Raw genomic sequence first — 14,274 nt, 5'->3', positions numbered from 1 at the left:
CATTTTATCTATGACTGCCATCGAATCCCTTTATCAGCATTATCTAAAGCGCCCTGTTATATGTACCGACACAAGGAATATAACTCCCGATTGCTTGTTTTTTGCCCTAAAGGGTGATAATTTTGATGCAAATACTTTTGCAGAGAAAGCACTTACAAACGGTGCTGCCTATGCCATAATAGATAACCTTTCATACAAAACCAGCAAGCAATGCATTTTAGTGCCCGATGTACTGACTACATTGCAAGATCTTGCCAAACATCACCGCTCACAGTTAAATATACCGGTTATAGGTTTAACTGGTAGTAATGGCAAAACAACCACCAAAGAACTAATAAAGGCCGTTCTTTCAGAAAAATATAATGCCTTTGCCACCAAAGGAAACTTAAACAATCACATTGGTGTACCTCTTTCTATTTTATCACTAACAACTGACACCGAGATTGCAGTAATAGAAATGGGCGCCAACCACCAAAAAGAAATAGAGTTTCTGTGCACTATAGCGCAGCCTACTCACGGTTTAATTACCAATGTAGGCATGGCACACTTAGATGGCTTTGGAGGATTTGAAGGTGTTAAAAAAGGAAAAGCAGAACTTTATGCATATTTAAAGAACAATCATGGTTTTGCGTTTATAAATAGAAATAACCACTATCTGTTGGAAATGAGTACTGCTGCTGATCTTGATAAGGTTATCTATTACGGCACAGAATCAACAGATACAATATCGGGAAAGCTGATCAAAACAGATCCATTAATTGAAATTTCATGGTCAGACAAAGGGGCCAGCTACCAAACATCTGTTAATCTAACAGGCTCTTACAATTTCGAAAACATATTGGCGGCCATATGCATTGGGGCATTTTTCGATGTTACTCCTTCAGCAATAAACAAAGGTCTTTCCGGATACTACCCTAACAACAATCGCTCACAAATCACAAAAACGGAGAACAATACTGTGATCTGTGATTTTTATAACGCAAACCCGAGCAGTATGACCGCTGCCCTAAATAACGTTTCTCTTTTAACTGCCGACAAAAAAACGGTAATTATCGGAGATATGTTTGAGCTTGGTCCAGAATCTGCAGGGCAGCATGATCTTATTGCCAAACAGGCCGAACAGCTCAATGTAGAAACACTTGTTTTTATCGGAAAATACTTTTACGCATTAAAAGAAAAATACAAAGGAAATTTCTTAAGTACACCTGCTGAAGCTCAGGAATTTCTAAAAAACAATCCCATAAAGAATAGTCTTGTTTTACTAAAAGGATCACGCGGCATGGCACTAGAACAACTGCTTCCTTTACTTTAGTTCAACCTTTATTCCTGCATCACTGATCTCAGCAAGTGGGTTATCGCGCATATTCTGCTCAATTTCCATATGGTATTTACCTGCTGCAGGGAACTTGTAATTAGTAAGCAAGGGCAAAGTATAAGTAAATAGATTACCTGAACCAGAACCATTCCACTGCCCATCGGGCTGCGCTAACCTATATTCATACCGTCTGGTATGCTTATTTTGTCCTGCTCCACTCATGTGAAATAGAACAAAAATATTTGAATACCTGTAATCGGCTGTAAGGCGCAATTTAAAATAGATATTATAAGGCTTACTGCTATCCGTAATTTCAACTAATGTTTTAACCTTATTTGGATAACTCCAGTTACGTGCAGGCATAGACATGTTGCTGTCCACGAGCGTATTGGTATCGCATCCGCTAAAAAAGAAAACGATTAAAACTGAGGACAGCAGTAAAACTTTAAAATTATTCATCCTTAGGCTTTTCCTTTTGTTTTTTCCTCCGGTTATTGTTTCTATTTCTATTCCTGTTTGCCGATGGCTGACCAGTGGCCGCACCAGGTTGTTCATTGATAGTACCTTCGGCAGCTTGAACTATTGGCTTATTAACTGGTTTAGGCTGTTGACCTTGTTTCGGATGCTGAACCGGCTTTGCTCCCTGTGCAGGCTTAGGCCCTTTCTCTGGTCTGGCACCTTGTATAGCTGGCTTAGGCCCCTGTGCAGGTTTAGCATTTTGAGGAGGTCTTGGTCCCTTTTCAGGTCTGTTTCCGCTATTTCTATTTTCGTTGGCCTTGTTAGGATTATTTCTATTGTTCTTGTTGCCTTTATTTCTAGGCTTATCGTCTAAACGGGTTAAACTATCCTGTCCAACAACATTTTCGTAATCAGGTATTTTCTCTACAACAGCAACCGGAGTTAATTCAACGGCCTCTTCTTTAAGGTTAATTGGTTTTTGCCCACGTTTATTCATTGCCATGATTTCTTTTACACGGTCAACTTTTAGTGGAATCCAGTCCTCTGTATTAGGATAACTGAACCACATAATCTTTTTAAAGATGTCAGTTTTTTGGTGACGGGCAACGCCAATTTCAGTTTGCAGGCTTTCAATACGATCAGGAATGTCTTTTAAAGCATCTAAATACGTATCCAGTTCATAATTTAAACAGCATTTTAACTTGCCACATTGCCCTGCAAGCTTTAGAGTATTTAAAGAAAGGTTCTGATATCTGGCCGCAGCTGTTGATACCGTTTTGAAATTGGTTAGCCATGTAGAACAGCAAAGTTCGCGACCACAAGACCCAATTCCTCCTAACCTTCCGGCTTCCTGACGCATTCCAATCTGGCGCATTTCAATCCGGATTCTAAATGTTTCGGCCATCTTTTTAATCAGCTCCCTAAAGTCAACACGACCCTCCGCGGTATAAAAAAACGTAGCCTTAGTTTTATCTCCCTGATAATCAACATCGCTGATTTTCATAGATAGACGTAAATCTAAAGCAAGGGTACGTGCTTTATGCATCGTTTCCCATTCCAAAGCCTTAGCGATCTTCCATTTTTCAACGTCTGCTTCAGTAGCTTTTCTGTAAACTTTTCTGGTTACCTGATCAATAGTTGCTTTACGGCGTTTCATTTGCATGCGTACCAATTCTCCCGTTAAGGAAACATGGCCGATATCATAACCACCAGTAGGGCCCTCAACAGCAATTAACTCACCTATTTCTAGGTAGATGTTCTCGCTATTCAGGAAAAATTCTTTCCTGGCTCCCTTAAATTTAACTTCTATTACTTGAAAAGGTATATAATTTGAAGGCATGTCAAGATTAGACAGCCAGTCGTAAACTTCCATTTTTCCGCATCCTCCAGTAAGGCAAGAGCCATTACTTTTGCAACCCGAGGGGGCACATCCGCCACCTGTAGAACAACTTCCACATCCCATAATTAACTATATATATATTGAGTCCCTTTCGGGAGCGTTTTAAACTTAATTATTTTTACTAGTTGTAAAGATACATCTAAAAACAGAATTTTAGGATTTGCATTTCTCTCGATATGATAGTGCGCCTTTTCCAATTCCGAAATAATGGCATCTGCCATACTAAGATTAAGTACGTGGGTCGATAACCTTTTAGCCGTGTCCATAGCTGAACCGGGCAGCTTAACCAGCTCTTCTGCACCACTTAACAACAGGCTGCATTCTCTTAAAAAGCTAATCCCGTACTTTAAAAAATTCTTTTGATTTTCTCTTCCCCAGCCCGCAATCTGATCTACAAAATTGGTTAAGTCCAAAACCCTGTTGCCGTAACCCATCCTTAACCATTCGGCAAATTTATCGGCATTTTCATTTTGCGTATTGGCCACCAATTGCTTGGCTTCAATCAAATTCCCATCTGCGAGAAAGCTATATTCTGTAGCCTGATTTTCCGACAAGCCAAATTCATCCATCAAATAACTTTCAACAGTTGCATGTGGCAGTTTAGGAATTTTAACAATCTGCGTCCGCGACAACAGGGTAGAAAGAATCTGTTCCTGGTTGTTTGCAACTAAAATAAACAGGGTATTTTGCGGTGGTTCTTCAATAATCTTTAATAAGGAGTTTCCTTCTTTATCCAGATATTCGGGCAGCCACATGATCAGTACTTTCGTCTCAGCTTCAAAAGCTTTATAACTTAATTTTTTGATGATATCATGACACTCGGCAATGTTAATATTTGCCTGTTTATTCTCCGCACTTAATTTGGATCGCCAAATATCCATGTCAAAATAAGGATCGGCAAGCACCATACTGCGCCATTCATCTAAAACATCTACTGCTGTTCTTACATCTTTAGAAGCAAAAAACGGGTAAGAAAAATGTAAGTCAGGGTGAATATATCTTTCATATTTTCTGCACGAAGAACATTCGCCGCAGCTATCATTAGCCTGTTTATCAAGACAGTTAATGTATTGAGCATAGGCAATTGCCAAAGGCAAAGCACCACTTCCTTCTGACGAAAGAAACAACTGCGCATGACTTATCCTATTCTCAGCAAATGTTTGTATCAACTGCTGTTTTATAGCTTCCTGACCTATGATATTCTTAAACTGCATTTGGTGCAAAATAGCAAAATTTTAAGACTTGGCTATAACAGCTATTAAAGTTGACAAAATACCTGCATACAATGTTGCTGGTTCGACGCTAGTTCGAGACAGATTTGAGTTTGCTTCGGGTAAAAGTACCCGTTTCCCGAAGCAATCCCGAATCTAGCCCCAATCTGTCCTACATTAGCCCAAGCTCAGGTACCTCCCGGATTTTATTATCTTTGCCCACATGCCCAGAATTTTAGCATTTGATTATGGAACCAAGCGTATCGGACTAGCCGTTACAGACCCCCTGCAAATTATTGCAACAGGGCTCGATACCATACACCCCAAAGACGCTATAGAATATCTGAAAAAATATCTTTTAACAGAACAGGTAGAAGCCTTTGTTTTTGGCGATCCAAAGCAAATGGATGGTTCTCCTTCTGAGTCTGCTCAGCATGTAAAAGGCTTTGCCAGAACCTTAAAAAGAACCTTTCCTGATATCCCCCAACATTGGATTGATGAACGGTTTACTTCTAAACTAGCCCATCAAACAATTATGCAAAGCGGATTAAAAAAACAAGACCGGCAAAATAAAGAGCGCGTAGATACCATCTCGGCTACTATTATTTTGCAATATTTTATGGAACAGCACCGTTTATAGATTGCATTTATTAAAATTATATGAGCCTAATCAGCGATGACATGCAACAGCTTTTGCTTAATTACTGTGAGCCAGAAAGCGAGTTGCTGCAAAAAATAGACAGAGAGACCAATTTAAAAGTGCTGATGCCCCGCATGCTTTCAGGCCATTATCAGGGACGGGTGCTTAGCTTTTTAAGTAAAATGGTAAGCCCTAACCGAATTTTAGAAATCGGCACCTTTACCGGCTATGCCACCCTTTGCCTTGCTGAAGGATTAACAGAGACAGGGATTATTTATACACTGGATATAAATGAGGAGCTCGAAGACATGGTACGCCATAACTTTGCTCAATCTGACTATAACAACAAAATAAAATACATTCTTGGCGATGCAACCCAAACTGTGAATTCATTGGAAGAAACCTTCGACCTTGTGTTTATTGATGCTGATAAGAAAAACAATGGCACTTACTATGATCTTGTTTTCAACAGAATCAGGCCTGGTGGGCTTATTATAGTGGATAATGTGCTATGGAGTGGAAAAGTACTGAACACCAATCAGGATAAAGACACTAAAAATATCACTACATTTAATGACAAAATTGCGGCAGATGACCGTGTAGAAAAACTCATTTTGCCTGTTAGAGATGGGTTATTTATCATCAGAAAAAAATAAGGTATGTTTAAATCATTACTGTTAGTTTGGCTTAGTGCTATCTCCATAACATTTAGTGTAGGCGCCCAAACCACAGCAGAATATATTGCAGAGCATGCTGAATATGCTCAAACACTGATGCGGGAACATAAAATACCTGCCAGTGTTATTCTTGCTGTTGCCATACACGAATCAGCATCTGGTACAAGTAAAATTGCCCGATACCTTAACAATCATTTCGGGATCAAAGGCGCGAACAGCAATACCGAAATCCGTTCATCCTATAAGGGTTATCCTTCTGTTCAGAAGTCTTATGATAGCTTTCTGGAATTCTTAAAAAGCCGATCGTCCTTTACTTCACTTTTCGAGAAATATGACCAGTTTGATTACAGAAACTGGGCCAGAGGTATACAGCGTGGTGGCTATGCCAGAAGCAGAACATGGGCATCACAGATCATTGGGATCATTAAAAAAAATGACCTTTCTCAATACGATGAACGGCCCGACGATTATGTTGAACAACCTGCACCTGTCGTTGCCACCAGATCCAGATCAGCAAAAACCTCAAGATCAACATATACGGTTAAAAGAGGCGATAGCCTGAATAAAATAGCAAAATTGAGGGGAACAACCGCAGCCTCACTAATGAAAAAAAATGGGTTAAAAGGCGCTGCACTTAAACCCGGACAAAAACTTAGACTATAATGAACAAAAGAATAATCATCCTGGCCTCCGCAGTGCTATTTTTTTCTGCCTGTAAAACAAAAAAGTACAGTCGCAACAATAAAGCAATCGAAAAAGCTGCAGACAAAGCAAACCCGGAATATAAATCGCGTACTACAGTAATGTATATCGATGAATTTAAAGGCGTAGCAATTGAAGAGATGAATAAATATGGCATTCCGGCAAGTATTACACTTGCCCAGGGCATTATTGAATCGGGAAGTGGGAATAGCAGTTTAGCAAAATATGCGAACAACCACTTTGGCATCAAATGTACTTCTGAATGGAAAGGAAAGGGATATTATAAAGACGACGATAAGGCTAATGACTGTTTTCGGGTTTATAAAGATGCCAGAGAATCTTACAGGGATCATTCTGAATTCTTAAGAAGAAAGCGTTACAGTGCTCTTTTTGAGCTTGATAAAAACGATTATAAAAACTGGGCTGTAGGTTTAAAACAAGCTGGCTATGCTACAAACCCTAAGTATCCGGATCTGCTGATAAATACTATCGAAAAGTATCAGTTATATTTTTATGATCTGCCAGAATCTGAGAATGAAAAACTAAAACGCGAAGACCGTGTTTTCTCAGAAATCAACGCGAACATCCCTCAGGAAAAGAAAAAATTCACCCCTGTGGCTACACCTCCTTCAAAACAAGTAATTAAAACTCCTGATACATTAAAAATAGGTACCCCTGCTGTAGTAATTAACACTCCTGATCCTGTTGGCTCAACAACCCTGGAGAATCCTTACACGGTAAAACAGGGAGACACCCTTTACAACATATCAAAACGCTTTAACATCTCAGTGGATGATATAAAAGCACTGAACAACCTTGCAGACACGGGCATTAAGATTGGGCAAAAGCTTGTGTTAGTTAAATAATGTTAATGTTTATTAAGCGCAGATAGTTATCTTGTAGTTTTGTATCTTCAATGAGATTTTTTAGCCTGTTATTACTCCTTTATTGCATTGCGCTTACTGCAACTGCCCAAACCAATACGGTAAAAGGCTTTGTGGTCGACAAAGATTCCAAACTTCGCCTGGCTAAAGTATACATCTACAACGCCAGCAAAGACGAAGGGATTTACAATACCCCAAAGGGCGAGTTTTCTATAAATGCTGCCGTAGGCGACACGCTGTATGCAGTATTGCAAGGTTATGCAGTCGATACGCTTATTCATAATGGTCAGAAAGCAGTGTACTTTCAATTGAAATCGCTAGGAATTAACTTACGTGAGGTATCTATTACCGGCCGAAAATATACTCCTAAAGAATCGCACGCCAATACATTAAAAGAGTATAAGTATGCGCTGGACAAGGGTAAAGCAAAAGATTTGCTTAATCTTGGATTGGGAGGCGCAGGTTTGGGTATTGATGCAATTTACAATCTGCTCAGCAGAGATGGTAAAAATGCCCGCCATCTTCAAAAAATACTTGAGCGGGATTACCATGAGGCGATTATAGATTATAGGTTTACGCCAGATTATGTTAAGAAGGTACTGCAATTAGGCGACTATGAAATGGAAGATTTTATGCAACAATACCGACCTACTTATCAATTCGTTTTAACCGCTTCAGATTATGCTTTTGTTGTATATTTAAGGAACAGCTATGCCAGCTATAAGCGGAATCCGGCTGCTTTTAGATTACAACCACTCCCTAAAATAAAAGTAGAAGAGTTTTGAGGCCCTTCTTTCTCATATTATCCAAACTACCGGCCAATGCAATGGCTATTTTCCCTTTCATCATTCTAAAAAACAAGACGCTAAAGGTTGATAAGGTATTAATTAATCATGAGCGGATACATTTTAGACAACAGCTTGAGTTGCTTATTCTTCCTTTTTATTTTTTGTATTTACTAATGTACCTGATCAATCTGATCAGATATAAAAATCATTATTTAGCTTATTTCAATATCCCTTTTGAAAAAGAAGCATACTGTTTTGATGCTGATCTATCGTATTTATCTCATAGAAAAGCATTTGCGTGGATTCGTTTCGTCAGTAAAAAACCATAGATAAGAGTAAGTTTTGCAATTAGTTTATTAATAAACTTTTAATAAGTCACATTTTTGTTTTTCTTTGTAGTAATGAAGAGTTTTAATATCTGCCTCTTGTTACTGTTTATCACCTCGTCAAGCCTGATCGCTCAGGAGATTGATACTGTGCCTATTGAAACCAAAGGCCTGGAGATAAAACTAAAGCGTAGTCCTTTACCATCAAGGACAGGAATACTGAACTATACACCTGTAAAAATTCCACCGGTAGTGATTGCCGAAAAAATCAACTATTGGAAGATAAGAACCTCTGTTGGGATTAACGTCAATCAGGGTAGCTTTTCAAACAACTGGAAAGCCGGGGGAGTAAACTCTCTTGCCGTTGGCGGGCTTGTTAACTATCGTGCTGAATATAGAAAAGAAGGCTACGGTTATATAAGTGAGGTAATGCTTGAGTATGGTAAAGTCAAAAACAAAGACCAGCTGCAAAAGAAAACAAGGGATAGGATTTTCTGGGATAATAAAGCAGATTTAAGATTATCTAAAAGCTGGTATTTCTTTGGGTCGGTTACGTTTGAGTCGCAGTTTGATAGAGGTTATGCCTATTATAGAGACGGTAACAACGAAGAGCAAGCCTCTCTTGTTTCTAAATTCATGTCCCCAGGATATTTAACCGAATCAATCGGTTTCGAATATAAGCCTGTTGGGTATTTTTCAACAAGGATTGGTACAGGTACTGCAAAACAGACATTTAAACTGGACACAACTGTCAATCAACAGTATAATGGAGGTAATTATGGTGTGGAACGCGGCAAAAACTTCAAGAACGAGCTCGCTTTTCAGATCGTAAGTAATTTTGACAAGCAAATATTTAAGAATGTAAATCTGAAAGCCAGATACCAAATGTTTATTCCGTACGACAGGCCCTTGGTACACGTTGATCATCGTTTAGATGTAGAGTTAAGATCTCAGATAAACAGATTAATGAATGTGACACTTACGGGCGTAGGATTATTTGATAAAGACTCCGATCCGGAGATTCAGGCGAGTCAGGCGCTAGCGCTAGGTGTGGCATTTACCTTCCCTCGTTAATATTCTACATAAAGATTACCGATATTGTTATCTGTATCATGCAAAATTAATAACTTTGCAATTCACAAAAAATTGAACACTAAGCATTAAAGAAAATGTTTGAAAATTTACAGGATAAGTTAGACCGTGCGTTTAAGGTTTTAAAAGGACAAGGAAGTATTACAGAGATCAACGTGGCCGAGACCATGAAAGAAATCCGTAAAGCCTTATTAGACGCCGACGTAAATTATAAAACAGCTAAAAGCTTTACCGATGAGGTAAAAGAGAAAGCATTAGGCTTAAATGTTCTTACAGCCGTTTCGCCAGGCCAGTTACTTACTAAGGTAATGAACGATGAACTTACCGCTTTAATGGGTGGCGAGGTAACGGAATTAGATTTAAAGAACAATCCTACTATTATACTTATTGCCGGGTTAAACGGTGCTGGTAAAACTACATTTACCGGTAAATTAGCCAACTTCCTTAAAAGTAAAGGCAAGAAACCACTATTGGTAGCTGGCGACGTATATCGCCCTGCTGCAGTAGATCAGTTGCAGATTTTAGGTGAGCAGATTGGAGTGCCTGTTTATTCGAACATTGCTTCTAAAGATCCCGTTGGCATAGCCTTAGAAGGTATTGCTGAAGGTAAAAAACAAAATAATAATGTAATCATTATAGATACGGCCGGTCGTTTAGCAATAGATGAGCAGATGATGGATGAGATCGCCGCCGTAAAAGCCAGTACTAAACCGCACGAAATCCTGTTTGTTGTTGATGCCATGACCGGGCAGGATGCGGTTAACACGGCAAAAGCATTTAACGATAGATTAGACTTTACCGGAGTTGTATTAACCAAATTAGACGGTGATACCCGCGGTGGTGCTGCACTATCAATTAAATCTGTAGTAAACAAGCCGATCAAATTTATTGGTACAGGCGAGAAAATGGAAGCTCTTGATGTATTCTATCCTGAAAGGATGGCCTCAAGGATCCTGGGCATGGGCGACGTAGTTTCCCTTGTTGAACGTGCACAACAGCAGTTCGACGAAAAAGAAGCTGCCGAACTTCAAAAGAAAATCCGTAAAAACAAGTTTGATTTTAACGACTTCTACAATCAGATCCAGCAGATCAAAAAAATGGGTAACATGAAAGACCTTATGGGCATGATACCTGGTGTTGGCAAAATGATGAAGAACGTGGATATTGAAGATGATGCATTCAAAAGCGTTGAGGCAGTAATTCAGTCGATGACCAAATTCGAACGCGAAAACCCTGATAGCATTCAGCAAAGCAGACGCTTACGTATTGCCAAAGGTTCGGGAACAAAAATCGAAGAGGTAACCAAACTGATCAAACAATTTGAAGATATGCGTAAGGTGATGAAGCAATTCTCTAACCCGGCCGCAGCTGCAAAAATGATGAGGAATATGCCAAAGATGCCTCAGGGCAAAATGTAATTTCAATAAATTTCACAAATTTCAGCCACTTAATGTCTAAATCAGTATCGTTTAGCAGTACAATATTGTATGCAAAATTATGCTCACCAAGACGTTTGGAAGCGCTATTTTCGGGGTTAATGCTTTAACCACTACCATAGAAGTAAGTATCGAAGCCAGGAACAGGCATCATATTGTTGATTTGCCCGACAATGCCATTAAAGAAAGTTTAAGATGGGCTGAAAGCGCTAAGCGCTATTCAATCGGCTGGTTTAAAAAGCCGAGGTAAAAGATCGGATTTAAAGGCTTGCTGCCCTCGGATAATTCAAGGGAAGCAGCAATTGCAAGATAAATAATGCCGGACAAGTATTGATAAAGCAGGCAATGGAAAAGCTGGGGCTATCCGCCCGGGCTTATGATCGTATCCTAAAAGTGTCCAGAACTATTGCAGATCTGGCAGGATGCCAGGATGTTGAATTAGAGCACCTGGCAGAAGCAATACATTACCGAAGCCTTGACCGCGACCGTTGGGCTGGTTAATCAAGATCATCTTCCAGATCTTCTTCGTCTTCCTCTTCAGGAACGTAAGCCATAATCTCTCTGCCGATGTTGTTGATTTCTTCATCTATTTCAAAAACAGGAATAGCTGTTTCCGGATCAAGCTTTAACCACTGTAAGTCGGTGTCTTTTTGTATGTGCACGTATTCTTTGCCGTCTTTAAAGATCACATAAGTATCATTTCCTTCTGGAAATACGGCATAATCTACATCTCCAATGCTAATGTCGAAGGGCTGTTGCATAGTTTTGTTCTTTTTATTTCCGGATGTACTATTAACGCAGGGTTGAGTAGTTATAAAACTGCATTTTTCCGGTTCCGGTTATGTTAATTGTTTTTGTTTCATTATTGCCATTAGCCCCTTTTAAATCAAGCGTAATGGTATTATCTCCTTTTTTTAAAGGGATTCTTGCATATCTGATCTCACTAGGCAAGGTTTGCCAGTTTCGGGTATCTGCTTTCTCCGAAAGCAAACTATACAACTGCATTCCAAAACCCAACCCCTCAAGTAAAGAATTGTCTTTGCCGTCCTTTCCATTTCCCTTAGCACTGGCTTTAAGTACATATTCTGCACTTTTCTTTACCGCCAAACGGGTAAGCACTTTCCCCATCTCCTTTGCAAAACGTTGATCAAGTGTTTTAACCGCAAGCTGATTAATATCTTCTGCCTTTTCAAAGTTTATGGTCGACTGCCCGTCAGTAATAGTCGCGCTTGTAAAATAAGGCTGCTGAGCAACGTATTTAGGATATGTAGCCCTAAGGCTATTAACTGAGTTTAAATTAATGTCACCACTTCCATAGGCCGTATTATAGGGAATAAACAAGGTGCCTGCTACATTGGTAAATACCAAATCTCCATTAGATCCTCTGATAAGGGAAAAAATAAACTCTTCCTGTTGCTTAACAGGTGCCAATCCATTTTCCCAAAAGAGAATAAGCGTTCCTCCTTCTGATGATGGCTCTGGTTGATATTTTAAGTTAAACAGTTCCTCAAACCGGATTAATTCAGCCTTAAAACCATTTGCATCCGCCATTCTAAGTACATCCAACTGAAGCTCTTTAGGCAGGGTTGTGCCGTAATACGTTTTGTCGGGGCTTTTCAAATAAACCTCCGCAGCATTTCGGTAGGCTATAAAAGCATTGTTAACGTCTCCATCGCTTTCATAAATAAGGCCTTGAAGCATTAATGAAAATGCGTCCTTAGAATACCTGCTCTCTTTATCATTAAACTTGTCGCCTTGTTCCTGCGATTGCAAAGTAATTCTTCGGGCCTCAACTATGGCGTCTTCGGTTTTATGCAGATACAGGTAATTAAGCGCTTTATAATAATGGATCATAAACTTTTCAAAGTCTTCTCCTTTATAAGCCTGTGTCATGGGATTTACAAGAGTACCCACCACCGCATCCATAGCACCGCCAATTCCATTTTCCAATAGCTGGTCGGCCTCATTAAAGTAACGGTTGCTATTTTCATAATCACCAATCAAGTGGCTCGATTTCCCTTTCTCCATTAAAAACAGCAGCTTATTCCGCGGTTTCTGAAGTAAGCGGTTCTTATCAAGCTCCTTAACTGCCTCATTGTAATTTCCAGTCGCGATTTGTTTATAATAACCTGCGATTTTCTCATTATAAGAGGCACAGCTAAAAAGAAAAAGCATCAATCCTAAAAGAACTGATGCCTTAAGCTTATTCTTACTATTATTTGTCATACTGTTATTTTAGCCGGATCAGCATCCTGCTAGTTCTTAACGTATTTAGCAATTTTCTTGTCGCCTATCCATACAACCTCATTGGTCTGTATGTCTGTAAGCTCCAGGTTTACCTGATAATAAACTACTTTTTTGCGTTTATGTGAATCCACAATAGAATTGATTGACCCTTGCAAAATATAGTCGGCGCCATTTTCCAATCCGAATTTCTTCATGGTAGAAACAGAAGCATTATCTTGTTGGTCGGCTTTCTCTGCACGCAGCTCTTCTCTTTTCTTACCCCCTTGCACTAAACGAACACGCTCACTTTGAACAAATGCCTGTTCAACATCTTTCACAAATGTTTCTGCGTCTATATGTTCATGACTTTTGTTTTGAACAAGACCAACAACCACTACAGGTTTTTTACCTGCTTTAGCTTCAAGATGTGTAGACAGCCATTTGGCTCCCAAAACACTTTGGGTCATTTCCTGAGCAACCATTCTCGAATCTGTATTGTTCCAGTTTCCGCTAACATCAACAGTATCTGTAGTGTTAATTCTTGTTACTTGTCTGGAGCATGAAGAGATCATTATACCAGAAACTGCAATGGCAGCAAGGGTTAATATTTTTTTTAACTGCATTTTATTAAATATGATTGTATGTAAATGTTGTATTTTTAGTTACCATCCCCAGCCCGTTCCGTAATAGCCCCAATGGCTGTTATAACGGCGGCCCCATCCGAAATTTAACGATGGGTAGTAATAAGAGTTCCCATAATAGGGATAGCTGTATAAGCTGCTCTCGTAATTGCGCTCACGACGAAGTTTACGACGTTCTTCTCTTGCTTCGTACCAATCGTATGCTTTATAGGTATTTTGAACAGTAGTTCCCTGATCTCTGGTTAAAGAGTCGGACATGTTCATGTATTTAGCTCTTGCCACTTCGTATCTGGGGTTTTGATCCTGAACCAGGCTGGCTTGTTGTCCATAGCTATATGTAACTCCGGCTATTAAGCCTGCAATAATCATCAAAGTCCTTTTCATAATATAAAGGTTTAACTAAAAGCAAAATTACTTAATATTTTTATTGATTTGTTTATAGTTTTACAATCCAAATGTCAATAATCGAGTTAAAAAA

17 protein-coding genes and 1 pseudogene are annotated in these 14,274 nt (G+C 39.3%); 11 read left to right on the top strand and 7 right to left on the bottom strand.

The window, feature by feature from the left end:
* The first annotated feature begins 10 nt into the window (after nucleotides 1–10).
* Complete coding sequence (locus tag HQN86_RS18695; RefSeq protein ID WP_172662396.1) at nucleotides 11–1,312, top strand: UDP-N-acetylmuramoyl-tripeptide--D-alanyl-D-alanine ligase; 1,302 nt, start codon at nucleotides 11–13, stop codon at nucleotides 1,310–1,312.
* Here HQN86_RS18695 and HQN86_RS18690 read toward each other — a convergent pair.
* The 3 genes from HQN86_RS18690 to HQN86_RS18680 are packed head-to-tail and all read right to left on the bottom strand — an operon-like array spanning nucleotide 1,304 to nucleotide 4,387.
* Nucleotides 1,304–1,774, bottom strand: a complete 471-nt coding sequence (locus tag HQN86_RS18690; RefSeq protein ID WP_172662395.1) for a gliding motility lipoprotein GldH — start codon at nucleotides 1,772–1,774, stop codon at nucleotides 1,304–1,306. The genes HQN86_RS18695 and HQN86_RS18690 overlap by 9 nt on opposite strands.
* Entirely contained in the window at nucleotides 1,767–3,236 is a 1,470-nt protein-coding gene (gene ricT, locus HQN86_RS18685) for a PSP1 domain-containing protein (protein WP_172662394.1), read from the bottom strand. The genes HQN86_RS18690 and ricT overlap by 8 nt, the downstream gene beginning before the upstream one ends.
* A gap of 2 nt (nucleotides 3,237–3,238) precedes the next feature.
* Nucleotides 3,239–4,387: a DNA polymerase III subunit gene (locus HQN86_RS18680; RefSeq protein ID WP_172662393.1), complete on the bottom strand. Its 1,149-nt coding sequence runs from the start codon at nucleotides 4,385–4,387 to the stop codon at nucleotides 3,239–3,241.
* A 220-nt stretch (nucleotides 4,388–4,607) separates the two neighbouring features.
* Here HQN86_RS18680 and ruvX point away from each other — a divergent pair, with 220 nt between their 5' ends.
* The 10 genes and pseudogenes from ruvX to HQN86_RS18630 form a co-directional block, all read left to right on the top strand.
* Nucleotides 4,608–5,024 carry a Holliday junction resolvase RuvX gene (gene ruvX / locus HQN86_RS18675; RefSeq protein WP_172662392.1) on the top strand — a complete coding sequence of 139 codons (417 nt, stop codon included), beginning with the start codon at nucleotides 4,608–4,610 and terminating at the stop codon, nucleotides 5,022–5,024.
* Between the two features lie 20 nt (nucleotides 5,025–5,044).
* Complete coding sequence (locus tag HQN86_RS18670) at nucleotides 5,045–5,680, top strand: O-methyltransferase (RefSeq protein ID WP_172662391.1); 636 nt, start codon at nucleotides 5,045–5,047, stop codon at nucleotides 5,678–5,680.
* 3 nt (nucleotides 5,681–5,683) lie between these two features.
* The gene (locus HQN86_RS18665; RefSeq protein ID WP_172662390.1) at nucleotides 5,684–6,364 is read left to right on the top strand and encodes a glucosaminidase domain-containing protein; all 681 of its coding nucleotides are present in this window, start codon (nucleotides 5,684–5,686) and stop codon (nucleotides 6,362–6,364) included.
* The gene (locus HQN86_RS18660; protein WP_172662389.1) at nucleotides 6,364–7,269 is read left to right on the top strand and encodes a glucosaminidase domain-containing protein; all 906 of its coding nucleotides are present in this window, start codon (nucleotides 6,364–6,366) and stop codon (nucleotides 7,267–7,269) included. The genes HQN86_RS18665 and HQN86_RS18660 overlap by 1 nt, the downstream gene beginning before the upstream one ends.
* 50 nt (nucleotides 7,270–7,319) lie before the next feature.
* On the top strand, nucleotides 7,320–8,072 hold the full coding sequence (locus HQN86_RS18655; protein WP_172662388.1) for a hypothetical protein: 753 nt from the start codon (nucleotides 7,320–7,322) through the stop codon (nucleotides 8,070–8,072).
* 41 nt (nucleotides 8,073–8,113) lie between these two features.
* Nucleotides 8,114–8,404 carry a hypothetical protein gene (locus HQN86_RS18650; RefSeq protein WP_172662387.1) on the top strand — a complete coding sequence of 97 codons (291 nt, stop codon included), beginning with the start codon at nucleotides 8,114–8,116 and terminating at the stop codon, nucleotides 8,402–8,404.
* A 72-nt stretch (nucleotides 8,405–8,476) separates the two neighbouring features.
* A complete protein-coding gene (locus HQN86_RS18645; RefSeq protein WP_172662386.1) occupies nucleotides 8,477–9,475 on the top strand; it encodes a DUF3078 domain-containing protein in 999 nt (332 codons plus the stop codon).
* 95 nt (nucleotides 9,476–9,570) lie between these two features.
* A complete protein-coding gene (gene ffh / locus HQN86_RS18640; RefSeq protein ID WP_172662385.1) occupies nucleotides 9,571–10,911 on the top strand; it encodes a signal recognition particle protein in 1,341 nt (446 codons plus the stop codon).
* 79 nt (nucleotides 10,912–10,990) lie between these two features.
* Nucleotides 10,991–11,179, top strand: coding sequence for a hypothetical protein (locus HQN86_RS18635; protein ID WP_172662384.1), 189 nt, complete (start codon nucleotides 10,991–10,993; stop codon nucleotides 11,177–11,179).
* A gap of 53 nt (nucleotides 11,180–11,232) precedes the next feature.
* A pseudogene (locus tag HQN86_RS18630) lies at nucleotides 11,233–11,430 on the top strand (magnesium chelatase subunit ChlI family protein); the annotation flags it as partial.
* Here HQN86_RS18630 and HQN86_RS18625 read toward each other — a convergent pair.
* Genes HQN86_RS18625 through HQN86_RS18610 form a run of 4 tightly spaced genes read right to left on the bottom strand, consistent with a single transcriptional unit; the run spans nucleotide 11,427 to nucleotide 14,180 of the window.
* The gene (locus HQN86_RS18625; protein WP_172662383.1) at nucleotides 11,427–11,690 is read right to left on the bottom strand and encodes a hypothetical protein; all 264 of its coding nucleotides are present in this window, start codon (nucleotides 11,688–11,690) and stop codon (nucleotides 11,427–11,429) included. The pseudogene HQN86_RS18630 and the gene HQN86_RS18625 overlap by 4 nt on opposite strands.
* A 31-nt stretch (nucleotides 11,691–11,721) precedes the next feature.
* Entirely contained in the window at nucleotides 11,722–13,155 is a 1,434-nt protein-coding gene (locus HQN86_RS18620; RefSeq protein ID WP_172662382.1) for a COG3014 family protein, read from the bottom strand.
* Between the two features lie 29 nt (nucleotides 13,156–13,184).
* On the bottom strand, nucleotides 13,185–13,778 hold the full coding sequence (locus HQN86_RS18615) for a penicillin-binding protein activator LpoB (protein WP_172662381.1): 594 nt from the start codon (nucleotides 13,776–13,778) through the stop codon (nucleotides 13,185–13,187).
* Between the two features lie 39 nt (nucleotides 13,779–13,817).
* A complete protein-coding gene (locus tag HQN86_RS18610; RefSeq protein ID WP_172662380.1) occupies nucleotides 13,818–14,180 on the bottom strand; it encodes a hypothetical protein in 363 nt (120 codons plus the stop codon).
* Nucleotides 14,181–14,274: the final 94 nt, after the last annotated feature.

The organism is Pedobacter panaciterrae (assembly GCF_013204795.1).
Taxonomy (GTDB): Bacteria; Bacteroidota; Bacteroidia; order Sphingobacteriales; family Sphingobacteriaceae; genus Pedobacter; species Pedobacter panaciterrae.
Note: the sequence above shows the minus strand (reverse complement) of the source record. Positions and strands in the feature narration are given on the sequence as shown.

Coding starts and splice junctions, on each gene's coding strand:
- HQN86_RS18610 (WP_172662380.1), bottom strand. CDS start 14,180: ATGAAAAGGACTTTGATGATTATTGCAGGCTTAATAGCCGGAGTTACA.
- HQN86_RS18690 (WP_172662395.1), bottom strand. CDS start 1,774: ATGAATAATTTTAAAGTTTTACTGCTGTCCTCAGTTTTAATCGTTTTC.
- HQN86_RS18635 (WP_172662384.1), top strand. CDS start 10,991: ATGCTCACCAAGACGTTTGGAAGCGCTATTTTCGGGGTTAATGCTTTA.
- HQN86_RS18620 (WP_172662382.1), bottom strand. CDS start 13,155: ATGACAAATAATAGTAAGAATAAGCTTAAGGCATCAGTTCTTTTAGGA.
- ricT (WP_172662394.1), bottom strand. CDS start 3,236: ATGGGATGTGGAAGTTGTTCTACAGGTGGCGGATGTGCCCCCTCGGGT.
- HQN86_RS18695 (WP_172662396.1), top strand. CDS start 11: ATGACTGCCATCGAATCCCTTTATCAGCATTATCTAAAGCGCCCTGTT.
- HQN86_RS18615 (WP_172662381.1), bottom strand. CDS start 13,778: ATGCAGTTAAAAAAAATATTAACCCTTGCTGCCATTGCAGTTTCTGGT.
- ffh (WP_172662385.1), top strand. CDS start 9,571: ATGTTTGAAAATTTACAGGATAAGTTAGACCGTGCGTTTAAGGTTTTA.
- HQN86_RS18650 (WP_172662387.1), top strand. CDS start 8,114: ATGGCTATTTTCCCTTTCATCATTCTAAAAAACAAGACGCTAAAGGTT.
- ruvX (WP_172662392.1), top strand. CDS start 4,608: ATGCCCAGAATTTTAGCATTTGATTATGGAACCAAGCGTATCGGACTA.
- HQN86_RS18665 (WP_172662390.1), top strand. CDS start 5,684: ATGTTTAAATCATTACTGTTAGTTTGGCTTAGTGCTATCTCCATAACA.
- HQN86_RS18660 (WP_172662389.1), top strand. CDS start 6,364: ATGAACAAAAGAATAATCATCCTGGCCTCCGCAGTGCTATTTTTTTCT.
- HQN86_RS18670 (WP_172662391.1), top strand. CDS start 5,045: ATGAGCCTAATCAGCGATGACATGCAACAGCTTTTGCTTAATTACTGT.
- HQN86_RS18655 (WP_172662388.1), top strand. CDS start 7,320: ATGAGATTTTTTAGCCTGTTATTACTCCTTTATTGCATTGCGCTTACT.
- HQN86_RS18645 (WP_172662386.1), top strand. CDS start 8,477: ATGAAGAGTTTTAATATCTGCCTCTTGTTACTGTTTATCACCTCGTCA.
- HQN86_RS18680 (WP_172662393.1), bottom strand. CDS start 4,387: ATGCAGTTTAAGAATATCATAGGTCAGGAAGCTATAAAACAGCAGTTG.
- HQN86_RS18625 (WP_172662383.1), bottom strand. CDS start 11,690: ATGCAACAGCCCTTCGACATTAGCATTGGAGATGTAGATTATGCCGTA.